Origin of the sequence: Streptomyces litchfieldiae (assembly GCF_031845365.1) — a bacterium.
Taxonomy (GTDB): domain Bacteria; phylum Actinomycetota; class Actinomycetes; order Streptomycetales; family Streptomycetaceae; genus Streptomyces; species Streptomyces litchfieldiae.
In genome coordinates, this window is the sequence record NZ_JAVREL010000004.1 from 16,563 (window position 1) to 36,000 (window position 19,438).

Below are 19,438 nucleotides of genomic sequence, written 5' to 3' on the forward strand. Positions count from 1 at the left end.
AACGCCGGGGTCCCGCCCCGGCGTAATGACGATTCTGCCACGCGGGTGGCGGTCCGATAAGCCTTGTGATCCCGTCTCCACACGAAGGGAGACGGGATCGATACACAGCGCTCAGCGGGCGCGTGCCCGGCCCACCACGCCCGCCGTCGCGCCCGCGAGGGCCGTCGCCGCGAGCCCGAGCATCGCCGCCCACACGCCCTCGGCCGTGGACAGCTCGCTCTCGGCCCGGTTCAGGAAGAGCGTGCCCAGGGCGGCTACCCCGACCAGCATCCCGAGCTGCGTCATCATGGCCGTCACGCCGCTCGCGTCCGCGGCGTCCGCGGGCGCCACCAGCGCCAGCGAACGGGTCAGCGTCGGGCTGTAGGCCAGCGCCAGCGCGCAGCCGTTCAGCGCGAACGCCACCAGCAGCGCCGGTCCGCCACTGCCGCCGTCGCGCAGCAGCAGCCCCATCCACAGCATCGCCGCCGCCGACAGCACGAAGCCGGCCGGCGCCAGCGCGCCGTGCCGCCGCGCGGGGATCCTCCGCCACAGCAGCGAGGTCGCGCCGAAGCCCACCGCCGTCGGTATGAACATCAGCCCGGTGCGCAGCGCCCCGTGGCCCAGCCCCTCCGCCTCCTCGGCGCCCTGGAGGTGCAGAGACAGCACGAAGAGGATGCCGCCGTTGACCGCCATCGCCAGGAAGATCCGGCTCGCCGCCGCGGTCATGCCCGGGCTGCGCAGCACCCGCGGGGAGATCAGCGGCGTTCCGCCGCGCCGCGCCAGCCGGGACTCGTACCAGGCGAAGAGCGCGACCAGCACGGCGCCGGCCGCCAGCGACAGCCAGCACCACAGGGGCCAGTCCTCCTCCTGGCCCACCACCAGCGGCACCGTCAACGCCAGCACCGCGGCCGTCAGCACCGCGAGCCCCGGCAGGTCCAGGCCCCGCGCCCGCTCCGCGCCGCCGGGCCGGTCCAGCGGCACGACGCGCAGGCCGACGGCCAGCAGCAGCGCGCCGATCGGCACGTTGACCAGGAAGACCGGCCGCCAGCCCCAGTCGAACAGGTTGGCCTCGATCAGTACCCCGCCCACGATTTGCCCGGCCGCCGCCCCGGTGGCGAGCACCGCCGCGAAAATCGTCAGGGCCCGGGCGCGGGCCGTGCCGTGGAAGGTGCGCTGGATCAGGCTGAGCACCTGGGGCAGCATCAGCGCCGAGCCGATGCCCTGCCCGAAGCGGAACGCGATCAACTGCCCGCTGTTGACGGCCAGTCCGCAGGCCAGCGAGGCGGCGGTGAACACCACCAGCCCGGCCAGGAACAGCCGGCCGTGCCCATAACGGCCGCCCAGCCGGGCGCCGGTGATCAGCAGCACGGCGTAGGCGATGGTGTAGCCGGCGATGATGAGCTGCAACTCCCCGCCGGAGGCCGCCAGATCGGCCTGGACGGTGGGCGCCGCGACGTTGACGATGAAGATGTCGAGCAGTGCCATGAACTGCCCGGTGAGCACGATCGCCAGCAGCCAGCCGGCCCGGCGGGGCGACCCGCCGCCGGTGTCCCGCCCGGCGGCCGGGAGCGTCGAGGTGGTGGTCATGCCCACCAGGCTGGGGCCCGGGCGGTACCAGTAACGAGAGCCCGTCGATACTGGTACTGACAGCACCTGGCAGGGCGCGCCCGCCACCGGCAGGCTGGGGGATGTGAGCATGGCGACGACAGCGCGCGGCACGGCGGGTGAGCGCCGCCGGCCCGAACTGGCCGCGTTCCTGCGGTCCCGGCGGGCCCGCATCACGCCGGCGGATCTGGGGCTGCCCCCGGGGATCCGGCGGCGGACGCCCGGGCTGCGCCGCGAGGAGGTCGCCCAGCTCGCCGGCGTGGGCGTCACCTGGTACACCTGGCTCGAGCAGGGCCGGCCGATCAACGCCAGCGCCCAGGTCCTGGACGCGGTGGCCCGCACGCTGCGGCTGGACCGGGCCGAACGCGAGCATCTGTACCACCTGGCGGAGGTGCCGTTCACGCCCGGCCAGCCGGACGGCGCCGGGAACGGGCCCGCGGTGAGCGAGGACGTGCAGGCGGTCCTCGACGCGCTCAACCCGCTGCCCGCCGTCATCTACAACACGCGCTACGACATCCTGGGCCACAACGCGACCTACCGGTCGCTGTTCCGGATCGGCCGGGACATGCCGCGCCACGGCCGCAACGTGCTGTGGACGCTGTTCATCGGCCCGCGCGACCTCTGCCCGCTGGTCTTCCGGGAGAGCGAGCTGAAGATCATGGTGGCCACGCTGCGCTCGTCCTACGGCAGCCATGTGGGCGACCCCGTCTGGGAGACGTTCGTCCGTGAACTGAGCCGGGCCAGCCCCGAGTTCGCGGGCATGTGGGCCAGCGGCGACGTGGTGCCGCCGGGGCCGCGCGTGAAGACGTTCCGGCATGCCGAGGCGGGCGAGATCAGGCTGCGCTCGGAGTCGCTGTCGGTGAACGGGATGCCCGACGCCCGGATGGTCGTGTACATCCCGGGCGACGAGGAGAGCCGGCACAGCGTCGAGACGCTGCGCGCCCGGACGCGGGAGGACTGAGCCGCCCGGGTCAGGAGGGCTCAGACGTCGTCGCCGATGACCGGCTCGGGCAGCGAGCCCGCGTTGTGCTCCAGCAGCCGCCAGCCGCGGACGCTCTCGCCGAGGACGGACCAGCAGCAGTTGGACAGCCCGCCCAGCGACTCCCAGCTCGGCGAGGGCAGGCCGAGCAGCCGGCCGATGGTGGTGCGGATGGTCCCGCCGTGGCTGACCACGACCAGCAGCCCGCCCCGCGGCAGCTTCTCCGCGGCGCGCTCCACCAGCGGGGCGGCCCGGTCGGCGACCTCGGTCTCCAGCTCGCCGCCGCCGCGCCGGACCGGCTCGCCGCGCTTCCACGCGGCGTACTCCTCGCCGAACCTGGCCATGATCTCGTCGTGCGTCAGCCCCTGCCAGGCACCGGCGTACGTCTCCCGCAGCGCCTCGTCATAGGTGACCGCGAGCCCGGTGACGGCGGCCAGCTCGGCGGCGGTGTCCACCGTGCGCCGCAGGTCCGAGCAGATGATCGCGTCCGGGCCGAGGGTCGCCAGCAGCCGGGCGGCGCGCCGGGCCTGGGCCCGCCCCGTGTCGGTGAGCTCGACATCCGTGGTGCCCTGGAAGCGGCGCTCCAGGTTCCACGCGGTCTGGCCGTGCCGCCACAGGACGATGCGCCGGGTGCCGTCGGTGCCGGTCAGCTCCCCTCACCGCCCGCCGCGCCCGGGTCGGCGGACGAGGTCCGCGCGTACTCCGCGGCCCGGCCCTGGGTGGCGCGGGCGTCCTCCGGCAGGTCCAGGAGCGGGCAGTCCTTCCACAGCCGCTCCAGGGCGTAGAAGACGCGCTCCTCGGAGTGCTGCACATGCACGACGATGTCCACGTAGTCCAGCAGGACCCAGCGGCCCTCCCGCTCGCCCTCCCGGCGCACCGGCTTGGCGCCCAGCGTCTTGTGCAGGCGCTCCTCGATTCCGTCGACGATCGACTTCACCTGCCGGTCGTTCGGCGCGGAGGCCAGGAGGAAGGCGTCGGTGATGGCGAGCACGTCGCTGACGTCGTACGCGATGATGTCGTGCGCGAGCTTGTCGGCGGCGGCCTGGGCGGCGACCTCGATCAGCTCGGTGGCGCGGTCCGTGGCGGTCACAGGTGCGGCTATCTCCTCGGTGTCGCGGGCGTCGGTCCCGACTCTGCTCTCCAGGGTCTCACGCCACACTGACGGTCACTGTCCATAATCCTCGCCCAGGACGATCGTCACATCGGCATTTCCGGCGCCGTCGCCCTGTGTGACCGCCTCCTCGGGCAGGCCCAGCGTGCGGGCGGCCTCCAGCGCGGTCTCCTGGTGGGCCTCGTCGGCGTAGGTGACCTGCGACTCCGCGGCCGGCTCGTCGGTGGGGCGGCTGTCGACGACAGTGAAACCGCCGTTGACCAGGGCGATCCGCGCGGTCTCGGCCGAGCCCTCGGCGCCGCTGGCGTCCCGGATGCCGATGCGCGGGGTGGCGCCGGGGTCCGCGTTGGTGACGGTGCCGCCGAGGACGTCCATCACCAGGCCGTCCGCGGTCTCGTCACTGAGCGTGCCGTCCTCCTCCACGGGCAGTGCCGTCGTGGTGTACGCGTCGTCCTGGGCGTAGCCGGCGAGCTGGGCGAGGCTGGCGCCGAGCTCCTCCTCGGTGAGCGAGGGGTCGGTGATCTGGGCGAGGGCCTCCACGACGCGCAGGGCGCCGCTCTCGTTGCTCGGCATCTTCGCGAGGACGGCCTGCATGACCTGGCCGAAACGGGCCAACTGGGCGTCGCCCGACTCGTCCTCGCCGCGGTGGGTGGCGTAGGCGACGGCGGCGCGGCCGTTGAGCGGGACGTCCTCGCCCTGGACGACCAGCGGCTCCTCGCCGTCCTCGCCGGGCACCTCGGCGTCGGTGGTCACGGTGATGCCGCCCACCAGGTCGACCAGGTTCTCCAGGTAGGGGGTGTCCAGCCGCCAGGTGCCCTTGATGTCGGCGCCCAGCAGGCCGCCGAGGGAGTCGCGCACGGAGCCGGCCGCCTCGTCCGTGACGGCCTGGCCGAGCGTGGTGGGGCCGCCGTCGGGGGTCACGGCCAGGTCGTTGGGCAGCAGGAGCGTGGTGCCGGTGCCGGCGGTCTCGTTGGCCACCAGCAGGGCGGTGGCGGTCTCGTCGGAGTCGATCTGCCGCAGATGGACCACGACGACGTCGCGCACCTCCGCGCCCGGCGCCGCCTCCTCGCTCGTGTCCAGCCCGGGCACGCCCGGCAGCCGGCCGGTGGCCCACAGGAACCCGGTGCCGCCGAGCACGGCCAGGACCAGCAGCCAGACGAGCAGCCGGCGGCGGTTGCGGCCGCGGCGCTTGGCCTCCTCGCGGCGCTCGGTGCGGCTCTCGGTGAACTTGAGCCAGTCGATGACGTCCTCGGACTCGTCGTTGTTCTCGTCGACGAACGCGAACTGCTCGGTGTCCGGGGCGTCGCCGGGCGGCCGGCGCTGCTGGGGAACGGCCGCGGACGGCGCCGGGCCCGACGGCGGCGCGGGCGGCACGGGCGCCTGCTCGCCGGTCCCGAAGTCCCGGTCGTGACCGTAGTCGTACGCGTCGGCGACGGGTGGCTGCTCGCCCGTCCCGTAGTCGTGGCCGTGCGCGTAGGGGTCGGCGACGGGCGCCTGCTGACCGGTGCCGTAGTCGTAGGCGGGGTACGCGTCGTACACCGGCGGCTGCGGGCCCGTGCCGTAGTCGTGCGTGTAGGGGTCGGCGACAGGCGCCTGCTGACCGGTGCCCCAGTCGCCGGGCACGGGCGGCTGCTGACCGGTGCCGTAGTCATAGCCCTGCTGGGCGACGTCCTGGGGGGCGGCATCGTGCTGGGCGAACGGCTGCCCGGGCACGGGTCCGTACAGCGGGCGGCCGTACTCGTCATAGCCGTAGAGCTGCCCGTACGGATCCTGTCGGTCGTTCACGAGTGCCGCCCTTCAGTCCGTTCAGCGCGTCGGTTCTCCGAGATCCCGGTAGAGCGCGCGTTTGTTGATGTAGCGCACCACCCCGTCCGGCACCAGATACCAGACCGGATCGCCGCGGGCGACCCGCTCCCGGCAGTCGGTCGAGGAAATCGCCAGCGCGGGCACCTCCACCAGCGACACCCCGCCGCCCGGCAGCCCGGGGTCGGCGAGGGCGTGCCCGGGCCGGGTCACCCCGATGAAGTGGGCGAGCGAGAACAGCTCGGGGGCGTCGCGCCAGCCCAGGATCTGGGCGAGCGCGTCGGCCCCGGTGATGAAGAACAGGTCCGCGTCGGAGTTTTCGGCCCGCAGATCGCGCAACGTGTCGATCGTGTACGTCTTGCCGCCGCGGTCGATGTCGATCCGGCTGACGGAGAACTGCGGGTTGGACGCCGTCGCGATGACCGTCATCAGATAGCGGTCCTCCGGCGGGGAGACCGCGCGGTGCCCCTTCTGCCACGGCTGCCCGGTGGGCACGAAGACGACCTCGTCGAGGTGGAACCGCGCGGCCACCTCGCTCGCGGCGACCAAGTGCCCGTGATGGATCGGGTCGAACGTGCCGCCCATCACCCCGAGCCGCCGCTTCGCGGGGCCTATCTGGTCTCGCATGCGCCAGACCCTAGCGGTCGCGGTTGAGCCGCGTGGTGATCCACAGAAGCAGGAGCAGTGCCGCGAAGGCGCCGCCGCCGATGGCGTAGGCGTTCAGGCTCTCGTGTCCGTGCCCCTCCTCGGCGAGCGTGCGCAGGGCGGAGGTGGCGGGAGAAGTGGTGAGCTGCGTCATACGCGGACCTATCCGGGAACGGGACTGCTGGGACTCAGTGTCATCGTATGCGGAGGACTATGCCATGGCCTCTTGCCCCCACCGCTTCCCATGCGGTGCAGTGAGGACAGGACCGGCACGCGTGGCTGGACCGGCGCGGCGACGCCGGACGACGGACGAGGGGGCCCCATGACGGACAACGTGGACGCGGGCGGCGGCGAGCCGACGACGGAGGGGAACGGGCGGCGGCGGTTCCCCGGCATATCCTCCCGGGCCTACGAGCATCCGGCGGACCGTTCCGCGCTCGTGGCCCTGCGCAAGCTGACCGGATTCGACGCCGTGTTCAAGGCGATGAGCGGCATGCTGCCCGAGCGCAGCCTGCGGCTGCTGTTCCTGTCCGACTCGGTGCGGGTGAGCGAGCGGCAGTTCGCCCATCTGCACGAGATGCTGCTGGACGCCTGCTACGTCCTGGACCTGGAAAAGGTCCCGCCGATGTACGTCACGCAGGACCCCAGGCCGAACGCCATGTGCATCGGCCTGGACCAGCCGATCATCGTGCTGACCACCGGCCTGATCGAGCTGCTCGACGAGGACGAGACGCGCGCGGTCATCGGCCACGAGGTGGGCCACGCGCTGTCCGGTCACGCCGTTTACCGCACGATCCTGCTGTTCCTGACCAATATGGCCGTCCGCGTGGCCTGGATCCCGCTGGGGAACATCGCGATCATGGCGATCGTCACCGCGCTGCGCGAGTGGTTCCGCAAGTCGGAACTGTCCGCGGACCGCGCCGGGCTGCTCGTCGGCCAGGACGTACAGGCGTCCATGCGCGGCCTGATGAAGCTCGCCGGCGGCAACCACCTGCACGAGATGAACGTCGACGCCTTCCTGGAGCAGGCCGACGAGTACGAGGCGGGCGGCGATCTGCGCGACTCGGTGCTCAAGATCCTCAACGTGCTGCCGCGCAGCCACCCCTTCGCCGTCGTGCGCGCCGCCGAGCTGCGCGCGTGGGCGGCCGGCCGCGACTACCAGCGGATCATGGACGGCCACTACCCGCGCCGCGAGGAGGACCGCGACGCCTCCGTCACCGCGTCGGTCCGGGAGTCGGCCGGCCACTACGCGCGGCGCGTGCGGACCAGCGGCGACCCGCTGATGCGGCTCGTCACCGACGTGGCCGGCGGCGCCGGCGAACTGGGCGGCCGGCTGCGGGACTTCGCGACCGGGGCGGCCCGGGGCGCGCGGGGCTCGAGCCAGGACCGCGCCGAGCGCCCGGACGACGGGGCTAGTGAGCCGCCGGACTCGGCAGGTCGCTGACGGCGAACGTGCCGCACAGCGCGGCGCGTTCCCCGTCGAGGGCGTACGGGTCGACGCCCTCCGAGGCCGGCTGGGTGGCACTCTCCCCGGCCAGCAGCGGGTGGAACACGGCGGACGGGTCGGCGGCGCAGTCCATCGGCCCGGCCAGGGTGTCGGCCTGGCGCAGCACCACGTTCCGGTCGCGCAGCTCCTCCTCGCCGAACTGGAAGCGCAACTGCCGCTGCACGGTGAACAGCGCGACCGGCGCGGCCGGCGCGCCGGCCGGCCGCAGCGCGTAGACGGAGACGTGGTGGCCCTCCACCTGGAGCACGTCGTCGGTGATCTCGCTGAACGAGAAGTCGCCCTCCACGCGCACCTGCTGGTCGACCAGCTCGGCCTCGGCCTCGTCGAACCGGACCAGCCAGTCCGTGATGCCGCCCCAGCGCGCGTCCTGCCCGTTCAGCGCGCCGTCGAACTGCCGCTGCTGCTCGGCGCCCAGCAGCTCCCGCACCGGAACGGTGGTGGTCCCGGCCAGCACGCCGGGGGTCAGCGCGCTGGCCACCACGTACTCCTTGGCCAGGGTCAGCGCGGTGAGCACCTGCTCCCGGGAGAAGTGGGCGGTGGCGCGCGGGTCGGGCAGGTCGACGCCGCCGGCGCCCGCGCCGTAGTCCTCGGCCGGACCGTCCGCGTACAGCGCGGCGGCGTCGGCCGCGCCCGGCACCTCGCCCTCCGGGGCCAGCGCGACGGTCACCGCGGCGGGCGGGTCGGCGGGCAGCTCGCGGGCGGCGTCGTACGGGTTGTTGGCGCCCAGGTAGATGGCGGCGGCGAAGGCCATGAGGATGATCAGCGCCAGGGCTATGCCCTGCTTCGGCACCGTCCGCCCGGCAGTTGAGTACGCCTCGGGGGCGCGGGTGCGGACCGCGGTGGTGTGATCCTCCAGCCGCTGCCGCGCGGAATACTCCTGAAGACGGGCAGCTCTGACGAACGACTCGTCGAAGACGGTCGATTGGTACTCCTCGTCCCCGGCTCCCGGGGCACCCCCGGGAGTCCCTTCCGGAGGGTCAGTACGCCCGGCCACCCCTCCAGCGTAGGTCGCCGACGGAGGTGTAAAAAGCCCTCGCGGGGGGCGGATTTCGGTCGTAGGGGTCCGCAGGCGGACCGTCAGGAGCCGCCCTCGGAGAAATCGGCGTCCACAATGGTCTGTTCCTCGTCGTCGCGCTCCGGCTCGCGGGACTGCGCGGAGCCCGCCCGCTGGATGGCTATGAGCGCGAACGCGATCACGCTGATGCCCATCACCATGGCCAGCACGCACGCCACGGGACGCTGCCAGCGCACCGGCCGCCAGGGGGGCGGCTGCGCCTCCCGGGCGCCCGGCCCGCGTATCGCGCCGGTGCCGACGCCGTCCTCGTATCCGTACATCGGACGGGAACCGTAGGGGCCGAGGCCGGGCGGGATGTCGTCCGCCTCGTCGTCGTCCGGGAAGTACCGCGTGTAGTCGGAGCGGTCGAACCGTCCCTCGTCGTCGGCGTCTTCCTCGTCGTCGAAGCCGGCCAGCCCGTCGGAGGCCCCGGGATCCAGGTCGGGGTCGCGGTAGAAGCCCAGCTCCGCGGCGGCCTCCGCCTCGGCGCGCTCCATGGCGGCGTACAGGATCCGCTCCGCCGCGGTCGGCTCGTGGACCTCGGCGGCCTCGACGAAGTCGTCGTCGAGCACCACGGAGGCGAACGCCTCGTCGGCTGCCCCGCGGTCCTCGCTGTCGGGCCCGTCACCGTCACGGAACGGCAGGCCCCCCACGTCCTCCGGCACGTGTCCAGACTAGGCGGAATGCGCCCGCGGGGGAGAGTCATCCGGAATTCACTCCCGGGTGTGACCGTCCCCTGTCACCACGTACTTGGTGGACGTGAGCTCCGGGAGCCCCATCGGGCCGCGGGCGTGCAGCTTCTGCGTGGAGATGCCGATCTCGGCGCCGAAGCCGAACTGGCCGCCGTCGGTGAACCGGGTGGAGGCGTTCACCATCACGGCCGTGGAGTCGATCAGCGAGACGAAACGCCGCGCCGCGGCCGTGTCCCGGGTGACGATCGCCTCGGTGTGCCCGGAGGTCCAGCGGCGGATGTGCGCGACGGCGGCGTCCAGGTCGGGCACCACGGCGGCGGCGATGTCGTAACTCAGGTACTCCGTCTCCCAGTCCGCGTCGGTGGCCGGCACGACCTCGGTGCCCGCGTCCTGACCCGCCTTCTGCCACGCCTCGTCGCCGTGCACCGTGACCCCGGCGGCCGTCAGCGCGGCCAGCGCCCGGGGCAGAAAGCGGTCGGCGATCCCGGCGTGCACCAGGACGGTCTCCGCGGCGTTGCACACGCTGGGGCGCTGGGCCTTCGAGTTGACCAGGATGTCCACGGCCATGTCGAGGTCGGCGAGCTCGTCGATGTAGACGTGGCAGTTCCCCACGCCGGTCTCGATGACGGGCACGGTGGACTCCCGCACCACGGTCTGGATCAACGACGCCCCGCCGCGCGGGATCAGCACGTCGACCAGGCCGCGCGCCCGCATCAGCTCGCGCGCCGACTCCCGGCCCTCCCCCGGCACCAACTGCACGGCGTCGGCGGGCAGTCCGGCCCCGGCGACGGCGTCGCGCAGGACGGCCACCAGCGCGGTGTTGGAGGAATAGGCGGAGGAGGAGCCGCGCAGGAGCACGGCGTTGCCCGACTTGAGGCAGAGCGCGGCGGCGTCCACGGTCACATTGGGGCGGGCCTCGTAGATGATGCCGACGACGCCGAGCGGCACGCGGACCTGCCGCAGCTCCAGCCCGTTCGGCAGGGTCGAGCCGCGGACCACCTCGCCGACGGGGTCGGGCAGCGCCACCACGTCCCGGACGTCGGCCGCGATGGCGGCGATGCGCTCCGGGGTGAGCGTGAGCCGGTCGATGATCGCCGCCGCGGTGCCCGCGGCGCGGGCCCGCTCGATGTCCTGGGCGTTGGCCTCGACGATCTCGGCCGCGCGCGCCTCCAAGGCGTCGGCGACGGCCGCCAGCGCCGCGTCGCGGGCGGTGCGCGGCAGTGGCGCCAGCGCGGCCGCCGCCTCCCTGGCGCGGCGCGCGGTGGCGATGACGTCAGAGGTACCGGTCCCGGTCGATTCCGCGGTGGTGGTCATACGGAAAGCGTAGCCGCAGCCGCCTCGTGTCCGACCTCAGAACGGGTGAACGCCGACCGGAACGGCCGGCGGCGGACCGTAGCCCTCGGCGATGCGCTGGTGGTACGTCTCGCGCCCGATGACCTCCAGGCCGACGATCTCCCAGGGCGGCAGCTGCGCGGTGCGCCGGTGCTCCCCCCACAGCCGCAGCGCCACCGCCGCCGCGTCGTGCAGGTCGCGCGCCTCCTCCCAGTACCGGATCTCGGCATGGTCACAGGCGTAGCGGCTGGTCAGCAGGAAGGGGTGGTCGTCGGCGAGCCGCTCCAGGCCGCGCCGGACATCCCGCAGCGGCGCCTCCTGGCCGGCGACGCTGAGCGTGATGTGCCACAGCCGCGGCCCCTTGGGCGCGGCCTCCTCCCGTCGCTGGTCTTCCCCGACGCTGGCCAGTCGTCTCACCGGCAGCCTCCTGACATGGTGCTGGAGTGGTGCTGTGTGGTGCGGCGCGGCACCACGGAAGAGTTGACCAGTTCGCGTGCCGCGGCGGGGCCGTTTCCGGGAACCTTCCGTGGAAAGACTGGTCTTTCACACATCCGGCACCGGCCCGGCGACCGCACCGCACACGACTCACCGAAGGAACTTATGCCCGGATCAGAACCAGGTCATCGCGATGTACGACTTCTCTTTCGTATGCCGGGCCGAGCTCGCGAGCCAGTTCGCGAGTGGAACGGCCGATCAGCAGCGGGATCTCGCGGGCGTCGAAGTTCACCAGGCCCCGGGCCACCGCCCGGCCCGTCTCGTCGCGCAGCTCGATGGGGTCCCCGGCGATGAACTCGCCGTCCACCCCGGTGATCCCCGCGGGCAGCAGCGAGCTGCCGCGCTCCGTGATCGCGCGCACCGCGCCGGCGTCCAGGACGACCGCGCCGCGCGGGGCGGAGGCGTGCGCCAGCCACAGCAGGCGGCCGGCCGAGCGGCGGCCGGTGGGGCGGAAGTAGGTGCCCGTGGGCGCGCCGGACAGCGCGTCGGCGGCCTGGCTGGCCGAGGCGAGCACCACGGGGATGCCGGCCTCGGTGGCGATCGCGGCGGCCTCCACCTTGGTGGCCATGCCGCCGGTGCCCACGCCCGCCCGGCCGGCCCGGCCCAGCTCGACGCCCGCCAGGTCGGCGGGCCCGGTGACCTCGGCGATGCGCCGGGTGCCCGGCCGCGCCGGGTCGCCGTCGTACAGGCCGTCGACGTCGGAGAGCAGCACCAGCAGGTCGGCGCGGACCAGGTGGGCGACGAGGGCGGCCAGCCGGTCGTTGTCGCCGAAGCGGATCTCGTCGGTGGCCACGGTGTCGTTCTCGTTGACGACCGGGACCACGCCCATGGTGAAGAGCTGGTCGAGTGTGCGGTAGGCGTTGCGGTAGTGGGCGCGGCGGCTGGTGTCGTCCGAGGTCAGCAGCACCTGGCCGACGCGGCGGCCGTAACGGGCGAACGAGGCGGTGTAGCGCGCGAGCAGCAGCCCCTGGCCCACGCTGGCCGCGGCCTGCTGCCGGGCCAGGTCCGCCGGGCGGCGCGCCAGGCCCAGAGGGGCGAGACCTGCGGCGATGGCACCGGAGGAAACCAGTACGATCTGCCTCCCGTCCTGTTTCACCAGCACATCGACCAGTGCGTCCACCCGGTCGGCATCGAGCCCGCCGGCCGCGGTGGTCAGCGAGGATGAGCCGATCTTGACGACGACCCTGCGGGCATCGAAGACGTCCTGCCGCGCCACTGCGCCCGCGTCGCTCACTGTGCTGCCCCTGTGCTCGTCGGTTTCCGGCGCCACCGGACTTCCGTCCGTAATCTATGCCACCGTGCCGAACGGCCGCTCACTCATATAACCGCTGGCATCTTCCGCCCCGCGGCGATTGCCGCTTCCCGTCGCACCGGCCTACGCTCAGTGGTGGACCAGCACAAATCCGTATGCCGGGTGACACTTCCCCACATTCTCCCCACCCTCAACCGGAGCAACACCGTGCCCGCAGGACCGTCGCCGCGCCGCGGCGCGCCATGGATCACGCTCGCCGCCCTGTTGTCCCTCTTCGCCGCCCAGTTCATCGGCGCGCTGCTGCCGAACGCCGCCCTGCTCTGCGCCGCCGGCGCCGGCGGTCTCGCGTTCGATCTCAGCCTGCGCCACTGGCAGCCCGGCATCCTCTCGGTGATGACCCGGCTGCACTTCGACGAGGCGGTCAGACAGCTTCTGCGCGACCTGCTGTTCGTGATCGGCCTGGCGCACCTGTCCGGGATCGACACCGTGCCGCGCCTGGTGCTGGCCGGCACGCTGCTGGCCGCCTACGCGGCGCATTTCGGCTGCCGCGCGCTGGCCGTGCTGATCCGCCGCTCCCGTGCGCTGCCGGTCGTCACCCGCAACATCGACACCTCGGCGCTGGGGCTCTCCCCCGCCCCGCCCCGGCCGCTGATGCGGCCCGGGCGCCGCATGCCGCTGTTCGCCGTGCCGGGCACCGCCGGGCTGCTGGGCACGGTGCTCACCGACAGCGCGGTGTGGGGGCTGCTGGGCGCCGGGGCGTCGCTGGCGCTGTTCGCGGGCGGCTGGGCGTATCTGGCCACCTGGCTGCTGCCGGGGAAACGGCCGCCGGACGTGGAGCGGACGCTGGCGTGGTTCCAGGACTGGCTGAACGCCTACCGGCCGGACGTCGGGCTGTACTTCTCGGGCGGCTCGGGCACCGCGTACCAGGCGAACATGTGGCTGTCCACGCTGGCGGCGCTGGACGGCCGCCCGCTGGTCGTGCTGCGCGAGCGCGGCATGGTGCAGCAGATCGCCGCCACGGACGTGCCGATCGTGTGTGTGCCCCGGGTGGCGCACCTGATGCTGCTGGAGCACTCGACGCTGAAGATGCTGCTGCACCCGGCGAACGCGCCGAAGACCTCGCAGGTGCTGCGCATCCCCACGATCAAGCACGCGTTCACCAACCACGGGGAGAGCGACAAGCTGTCGAGCTGCAACCCGTACGCGAAGGTCTACGACGAGGTGTGGGTCGCCGGGCCCGCCGCCCGCCGGCGGTACGCGCTGGCCGATGTCGGCGTGGACGACCGCGACGTCGTGGAGGTCGGCCGGCCGCAGCTCGCGCCGATCCAGCCGCACACCGGCCCGCCGGACCCTTCGGGGCCGGTCACGGTGCTGTACGCGCCGACCTGGGAGGGCTGGACCAACGACCCGGGCAACACCTCCGTGCTGCTGGCCGGGGAGAACATCGTCCGCGCGCTGCTGGCCGAGCCCCGGGTGCGGCTGCTGTACAAGCCGCACCCGATGACCGGGTCGGTCAACCCGCGGGCCGGCGAGGCCGACGCCCGCATCCGGGCGCTGATCGAGGCGGCGAACGCGGCGGCGGCCGGCGAGCGCCGCCCCGCGCGCCGGCCGCCCGCGCGCGGCGAGGCCGCGGCCGAGCGCGGCCTGCTGGCGGCGCCCGCGCCCCGGGCGATCAGCGGCCGCACCGGCAGCGCCGAGGCCGAACTGGCCCGGCGCACCGAGGAGTTGAACGTGCTCACGGCCCGGGCGTTCCGGCCCCGCGCGGACGAGATGGAGCGGATGCTCCGGCAGACGGCGCCGCCGCCGGGCCGGGCGGCGGCGGTGGCCGCGGCGACCGAGGCGTGGCGGACGGCGTTCTGGGCCGCGCAGCCGGCCCGGGCCCATCTGATCCTCACCGGGCCGCGCCCCGACATCTACTCCTGCTTCAACCAGGCCGACCTGCTGATCTCGGACGTCTCCAGCGTGGTCGCCGACTTCCTCGCCAGCACCAAGCCGTACGCCGTGGTCAACACGAGCGGCCTGCCCGAGGAGGAGTTCCGCGCCGCCAACCCAACGGTCCGGGCGGCCGCCATCCTGGAGCCGGACGCCGCCGGGGTGCCGGAGCTGCTGCGGTCGGTGACGGACCCCGCGCGCGACACCCTGGCCGGGGCGCGGCGGGAACTGAAGGCGTTCCTGCTCGGTCCGGCCGAGCCGCCGTCCCAGGTCCGCTTCCAGCAGGCGGTGCACGCCCTGTGCGCGGCCTCCGACGCCCGCCGGTCTCGGCGGGCCCGGCTGAACGCTTCGCTGGCAATGCCGTAGGACTGCCGCTCGGGAAGAAAAGCGCGGGCCGTTTGTGGTTGATCGCGCAGTTCCCCGCGCCCCTTATGGGGCGCGTTCCCTTGCGGGCTCAGCCTGCCAGTAGCCGGTCCAGCCAGTCGGCGATTTGTGTTGTCGCGGTGTGCAGCGCCTTCTCTCCTGGGATCTCGGCTCGTTTGGGGACCGCCATGCCGTGGTCGGCCTCCGGGACCTCGATGATCTCCGTGCCGGACGGGAACTCCGCCGGCCGGCCGAAGGGGTCCCGGCCGCCCTGTACCACCAGCACAGGAACACCCGCCTCGCGCAGCTCACCCACCCGCGTCTTCTCCGGCCGCCCGGGCGGATGCAGCGGGAACGACAACGCCAGCACGGCGCGCGCGCCCGTTTCACGCGCCGTCCGGCAGGCCACCCGCGCTCCCGCGCTGCGCCCGCCGGCGACGACGGGCAGGCCCGGTTCGGTCAGCGTCGGCCACACGGCGGTCCAGGCCAGGTCCAGGGTGCGCGGTGCGGGGGCGACCTTCTTGCCCGCCACCCGCCAGGGCTGCTCGACGAGGACGACGGTGATGCCCCGGGCGGGCAGGGCGGCGGCCAGCGCCGCCAGGTCGGCGGCCTCGATCCCGCCCCCCGCGCCATGGCCCAGCGCCAGCACGGCTCGCGCGTCATCGGCGGCGTGCCAGTGGATACGGGCGTCCCCCGCGGGGGTGTGCACAGTCCGGCTCATGTGAGAAGTCTGTCGCCCGGGAGCGCTCAGCCCTCGCATGGACACCCGTGCGTCATCTGCCGTTAAGGTGCCGTGTGATGAGCAGTTCACGACAGACAGCCGAGACCCCGGCCGGCAAGGTCACCCTGCCGCGCCAGGCGGACGCGCCGGCGCGGGGGCGCGACGCGTTCTTCGACAACGCCAAGTTCCTGGCGATCGTGCTGGTGGCCGCCGCCCACGCCTGGGAGCCGCTGCGCGGCGACTCCCGGAGTCTGACCGCGCTGTACATGACCGTGTACGCCTTCCACATGCCGGCGTTCATCATCATCGCGGGGTACTTCTCGCGCAGCTTCGACGGCAGCCCGAGACGGGTCGCGCGGCTGGTCACCGGCGTCGCCGTGCCCTATGTGATCTTCCAGATCGCCTATACGTACTTCCTGCGCCGGCTCGACGACGACACGGACACCTATCTCCCGCTGTTCGAGCCGAAGTGGCTGATGTGGTTCCTGCTGGCGCTGTTCATCTGGCGGCTCACCGTTCCGCTGTGGCATGCCCTGCGGTACCCGCTGCCCGTGGCGCTCGCGCTGGCGGCCGTCGCGTCCGCCTCGCCCTCGCTGGGCGGCGACCTCCAGATCCAGCGCGTCCTCCAGTTCCTGCCGTTCTTCGTGCTCGGCCTCGTCCTGCGCGCCGAGCACTTCACCTGGGTGCGGCGGCGCGCGGTGCGGCTGCTGGCCCTGCCGGTGTTCGCCGGGGCGCTGGCCGTGGCCTACTGGGCGGCGCCGCGCATGGAGTACCAGTGGCTCTACCACCGGGAGACCGCGCAGGAGCTGGGCGAGCCCTGGTGGGCGGGGATCGCGATGACCCTCGTCCTGTTCGGCTGCTCGCTGCTGCTCACCGCCTGCTTCTTCGCCCTGGTGCCGGGCCGGACCACCTGGTTCACCGCGCTCGGCGCGGGCACCCTGTACGGCTACCTGCTGCACGGTTTCCTGATCCAGGGGTCCCGGGCGTGGGGCTGGTACGACCCCGAGGTGATGCGGGAGCTGCCCACGGCGCTGCCGCTCACCACCGCGGCCGCCGCCGTGGCCGTCGCGCTGCTGTGCACGCCCCTGGTCCAGCGGATCTTCCGCCCGCTGATGGAGCCCAGGCTCGCCTGGCTCTTCAAGCGCGAGCCCGGCCGCGCCTGAGCGCGGCGCGGCCGGGGGCGCCGGTCAGCCCTGCTGCCGCTTGGCCCAGTCGAGCATGCGGTCCACGACCTGGGCGGTGGCCAGCCCGTCCGCCGGCTCGCAGAACTTCTTCACGAACGCCGCGTAACGGTCGGCGTACTCCTTGCTCACCGTGTCCAGGTTCTGGAGGGAGTCGATCAGCTCGGCCGTGGTCTTCACCAGCGGGCCGGGTGACGTGCCGGTGAAGTCGAAGTAGAAGCCGCGCAGCGTGTCCCGGTAGTGCTCCAGGTCATAGGTGAAGAACACCATCGGCCGGCCGGTGTGCGCGAAGTCGAACATCGACGAGGAGTAGTCCGTGATCAGCACGTCGGACACCAGGTAGAGGTCCGAGATCTCCGCGTACGCCGCGACGTCCCGCACAAACCCGTCCCGCGCGCCCGTGATGTTGTTGAGCATCTTCGGGTGCTTGCGGAACAGCAGCACGTACTCGTCGCCCAGCGCCCGCTCGAACTCGGCCAGGTCGAGCTGGAGATCGAGCTTGAACTTCTTGCCCGTGCCGAACCGCTGGTCGTCGCGCCACGTGGGCGTGTAGAGCAGGACCTTCTTGCCCTCCGGCAGCCGCAGCGTCTTGCGGACCCGGTCGGCGATCTCCTCCCGGTCCTCCCGGTAGAACACGTCGTTGCGCGGATAACCGCACTCCAGAATCTCGTTCGGGAAGCCGAAGGCGCTGCGCATGATCGGCGTGGTGAACGCGTTGGGCGACGTCAGGTACTCGAACTGCTCGAAACGGCCGGGCAGCGTGGCGATGTAGGCCGGGTTGGCCTTGGAGGTGCCCAGCAGGTCGGCGCCCATCTTCTTCAGCGGCGTGCCGTGCCAGGTCTGGATGAAGAGCTGGTCCTCGCGCCGCTTGATCCACGACGAGATCATCACGTTGGTGACGAGGAACCGGCTGGTGGCCAGCGCCTCGTGCCACTCGGCGCTCTTCCACTCGACGGTACGCATCCCCGGCGGCACAACGGCCTGCTGGTCGTTGGTGCCCCAGATGTGCTCCACGTCCGTGCCACGCCGCACCAGCTCCTCGTAGATCGCGCGGGGCGAGTCGGAGAACTGGCGGCCGTGGTAGCAGTTGTAGAACACCGCGTTGCGCAGCGGCTTCTCCCGGTCCCGCACATACTGCGCGCGCAGCATCCGCTGCCGGTACTTGCCGCGGTCCTCCTCGCGCAGCGGGGAGCCGGCGGCCAGGAAGATCCGGTCGAAGAAACGCCGTTCTACCGTGTAGGTCCGCACGCTGCCCTGGTGGGTGACCGGCAGGCTGTCGACGAGGTCCCCGCGCAGCTTGACGGGCACGTCGTCCTTGCGGTCGGACTCGCCCTCCTTGCGGAAGGACAGATACCAACGGCCCTCGCGCAACTGCTGGTCCCCGTCGTAGGACGGCATGCGGTCGGGGGTGAGGCGCAGCGTGAACCGGCCGTCGCCCGACTCGAAGGGCAGGTACTTCTCCTCGAAGTACTTGCCGTGCCGCAGCACCAGTTCGAGCCCGTCGGTGGCGCCGGTGTAGACGCCGCTGAGAACGAGTTCGCCCTCGGGCGTCCAGTGGAGCTCGTCCACGACGGCCTGCCGCCGGCGGTCGTGCAGCTTGAGCAGGCCCGGCCCGTCGGTGGTCACCGCGATCTCGCGGCCCCGGTCGGTGAGGTACTGGCCGGGCCGGAACCCGGCGCGCACGGTGGCCCGGCGCGTGGTGCCGTCGGGGAACTCCAGCGTGGTGATGAAGTCCTGCGTGGCGGCCGTCGCCGAGTCACCGACCGACAGGTCGGCGAACGGGATGTCGGCCGTGAACGCGCCGCCCGGGCCCCGGGTCACGTCGTAGGCCCGCTTGAACTCGCCGCCCTTGTGCTCCACGAGCAGCCGCGCGGGCGCCTGCCCGGCCGAGCCGCCCGGCACGTGCAGGGCGAGCCGCAGCGCGTCGTCGGTTTCCTCGTGTCCGGCCACCTCGGCGGCCGGGGTCTCGATGGTGAGCTGCATCCGCTCGTCGGAGAAGCCGGCCAGCAGCCGCACGCCGTCGGCCAGTTCCCGGGCCTGGGAGTGGCCCGCGCTGCCGATGTCGATGCGGTCCACGGACCCGGTCCGCACCACGCCGGGCGAGGGCAGCGCCAGGGTGAGCTGCCAGACGCCCGGCTGCCACTGGCCGCCCGTGCGCAGCTTCTTGGGGTCGATGACGATCTCGAACCCGGCCTCGTCGTAGGCGTGCAGCGCCTGCCCCGAGTCCCGGGTCGCGCGCAGCTCGGTGCGCGCCTTGACCCGCACCGGAACGCGCCGCCGCGCCCCCTGCTGCCGCAGCCACGCGAAGCGCGGCAGCAGCGCCTTGCCGTCCACCGGCACGTTCTGCACGAACGCGTAGCCCCGCACGACCAGCCTGCCGTCCACCCACAGCACCTCGGTGGCCTTGGCGCGCACCGGCAGCTCGCCGGGGCCCAGCCGGACCACGTCGGCGGGCAGTGAGCCGCTGTCCAGCCCGGGGATCTCCAGCCGGGGCCGGAGCTTGCCGGACACCAGGAACGACGAGGCGCGGAACTCCCGCTCGTGACTCAGCACGGTCAGCAGGTCGTCGAGCCGCCGCTCCCGGGCCAGCTGCCACTTGACGCGCATCAGCGGCGGCAGCTTGCGGAGCTTGCGGGGGTCGGCGGACGCGAGGAACTCGCCCGCCGCGGTGAAGAACTCCTCGCGCTCCTCGGCCGAGGACTCCGGCAGCCAGTGCATGGACCGCCTCAGGTCCGCCGGGAGGATGTCTTCTGGCTTCTTGGCCGGCTTCTTGGGGGGCACGAGGGC

The 19,438-nt window shown here is 73.0% G+C and carries 17 protein-coding genes; 4 read left to right on the plus strand and 13 right to left on the minus strand.

The features are described from left to right. Positions 1-111: 111 nt before the first annotated feature. Positions 112-1,566, minus strand: coding sequence for an MFS transporter (locus RM590_RS08820; RefSeq protein WP_311703867.1), 1,455 nt, complete (start codon positions 1,564-1,566; stop codon positions 112-114). Between the two features lie 109 nt (positions 1,567-1,675). Here RM590_RS08820 and RM590_RS08825 point away from each other — a divergent pair, with 109 nt between their 5' ends. Beyond that, on the plus strand, positions 1,676-2,545 hold the full coding sequence (locus RM590_RS08825) for a helix-turn-helix transcriptional regulator (protein WP_311703868.1): 870 nt from the start codon (positions 1,676-1,678) through the stop codon (positions 2,543-2,545). A 20-nt stretch (positions 2,546-2,565) separates the two neighbouring features. Here RM590_RS08825 and RM590_RS08830 read toward each other — a convergent pair whose 3' ends face one another. The 5 genes from RM590_RS08830 to RM590_RS08850 all read right to left on the minus strand — a co-directional run bounded on the left by RM590_RS08830 (position 2,566) and on the right by RM590_RS08850 (position 6,276). Next, positions 2,566-3,213 carry a histidine phosphatase family protein gene (locus tag RM590_RS08830; protein WP_311704171.1) on the minus strand — a complete coding sequence of 216 codons (648 nt, stop codon included), beginning with the start codon at positions 3,211-3,213 and terminating at the stop codon, positions 2,566-2,568. Next, a complete protein-coding gene (gene rsfS / locus RM590_RS08835) occupies positions 3,210-3,653 on the minus strand; it encodes a ribosome silencing factor (RefSeq protein ID WP_311704172.1) in 444 nt (147 codons plus the stop codon). Before rsfS ends, RM590_RS08830 begins: the two co-directional genes overlap by 4 nt. 75 nt (positions 3,654-3,728) lie before the next feature. Beyond that, the gene (locus RM590_RS08840) at positions 3,729-5,459 is read right to left on the minus strand and encodes an LCP family protein (protein WP_311703869.1); all 1,731 of its coding nucleotides are present in this window, start codon (positions 5,457-5,459) and stop codon (positions 3,729-3,731) included. Between the two features lie 21 nt (positions 5,460-5,480). Beyond that, positions 5,481-6,104 (minus strand): nicotinate-nucleotide adenylyltransferase, encoded by a 624-nt coding sequence (gene nadD, locus RM590_RS08845; RefSeq protein WP_311703870.1) that lies wholly within the window; start codon positions 6,102-6,104, stop codon positions 5,481-5,483. Positions 6,105-6,114: 10 nt separating this feature from the next. Further along, on the minus strand, positions 6,115-6,276 hold the full coding sequence (locus RM590_RS08850) for a hypothetical protein (RefSeq protein WP_311703871.1): 162 nt from the start codon (positions 6,274-6,276) through the stop codon (positions 6,115-6,117). Positions 6,277-6,444: 168 nt separating this feature from the next. Here RM590_RS08850 and RM590_RS08855 point away from each other — a divergent pair, with 168 nt between their 5' ends. After that, positions 6,445-7,566, plus strand: coding sequence for a M48 family metallopeptidase (locus RM590_RS08855; RefSeq protein ID WP_311703872.1), 1,122 nt, complete (start codon positions 6,445-6,447; stop codon positions 7,564-7,566). Here RM590_RS08855 and RM590_RS08860 read toward each other — a convergent pair. The 5 genes from RM590_RS08860 to proB all read right to left on the minus strand — a co-directional run bounded on the left by RM590_RS08860 (position 7,535) and on the right by proB (position 12,436). Beyond that, complete coding sequence (locus RM590_RS08860; RefSeq protein ID WP_311703873.1) at positions 7,535-8,623, minus strand: SCO2583 family membrane protein; 1,089 nt, start codon at positions 8,621-8,623, stop codon at positions 7,535-7,537. The genes RM590_RS08855 and RM590_RS08860 overlap by 32 nt on opposite strands. Positions 8,624-8,706: 83 nt before the next feature. Beyond that, a complete protein-coding gene (locus RM590_RS08865) occupies positions 8,707-9,348 on the minus strand; it encodes an SCO2584 family spore wall biosynthesis protein (RefSeq protein WP_311703874.1) in 642 nt (213 codons plus the stop codon). 48 nt (positions 9,349-9,396) lie between these two features. Then, complete coding sequence (locus tag RM590_RS08870) at positions 9,397-10,689, minus strand: glutamate-5-semialdehyde dehydrogenase (protein ID WP_311703875.1); 1,293 nt, start codon at positions 10,687-10,689, stop codon at positions 9,397-9,399. A gap of 36 nt (positions 10,690-10,725) precedes the next feature. Next, entirely contained in the window at positions 10,726-11,124 is a 399-nt protein-coding gene (locus RM590_RS08875; RefSeq protein WP_394813829.1) for a hypothetical protein, read from the minus strand. Between the two features lie 181 nt (positions 11,125-11,305). Then, positions 11,306-12,436, minus strand: a complete 1,131-nt coding sequence (gene proB, locus RM590_RS08880) for a glutamate 5-kinase (RefSeq protein ID WP_311703876.1) — start codon at positions 12,434-12,436, stop codon at positions 11,306-11,308. A gap of 225 nt (positions 12,437-12,661) precedes the next feature. Between proB and RM590_RS08885 the strand changes: the two genes are divergently transcribed. Beyond that, the gene (locus tag RM590_RS08885) at positions 12,662-14,752 is read left to right on the plus strand and encodes a hypothetical protein (protein ID WP_311703877.1); all 2,091 of its coding nucleotides are present in this window, start codon (positions 12,662-12,664) and stop codon (positions 14,750-14,752) included. An 88-nt stretch (positions 14,753-14,840) separates the two neighbouring features. On the opposite strand, the gene RM590_RS08890 is transcribed toward RM590_RS08885, so the two are convergent. Then, positions 14,841-15,470, minus strand: coding sequence for an alpha/beta hydrolase family protein (locus tag RM590_RS08890; RefSeq protein ID WP_311703878.1), 630 nt, complete (start codon positions 15,468-15,470; stop codon positions 14,841-14,843). A 77-nt stretch (positions 15,471-15,547) separates the two neighbouring features. Between RM590_RS08890 and RM590_RS08895 the strand changes: the two genes are divergently transcribed. Next, complete coding sequence (locus RM590_RS08895; RefSeq protein WP_311703879.1) at positions 15,548-16,633, plus strand: acyltransferase family protein; 1,086 nt, start codon at positions 15,548-15,550, stop codon at positions 16,631-16,633. A gap of 24 nt (positions 16,634-16,657) precedes the next feature. Here the strand turns inward: RM590_RS08895 and RM590_RS08900 are convergent, their stop codons facing one another. Further along, complete coding sequence (locus tag RM590_RS08900; RefSeq protein ID WP_311703880.1) at positions 16,658-19,432, minus strand: CDP-glycerol glycerophosphotransferase family protein; 2,775 nt, start codon at positions 19,430-19,432, stop codon at positions 16,658-16,660. Between the last annotated feature and the right edge of the window lie 6 nt (positions 19,433-19,438).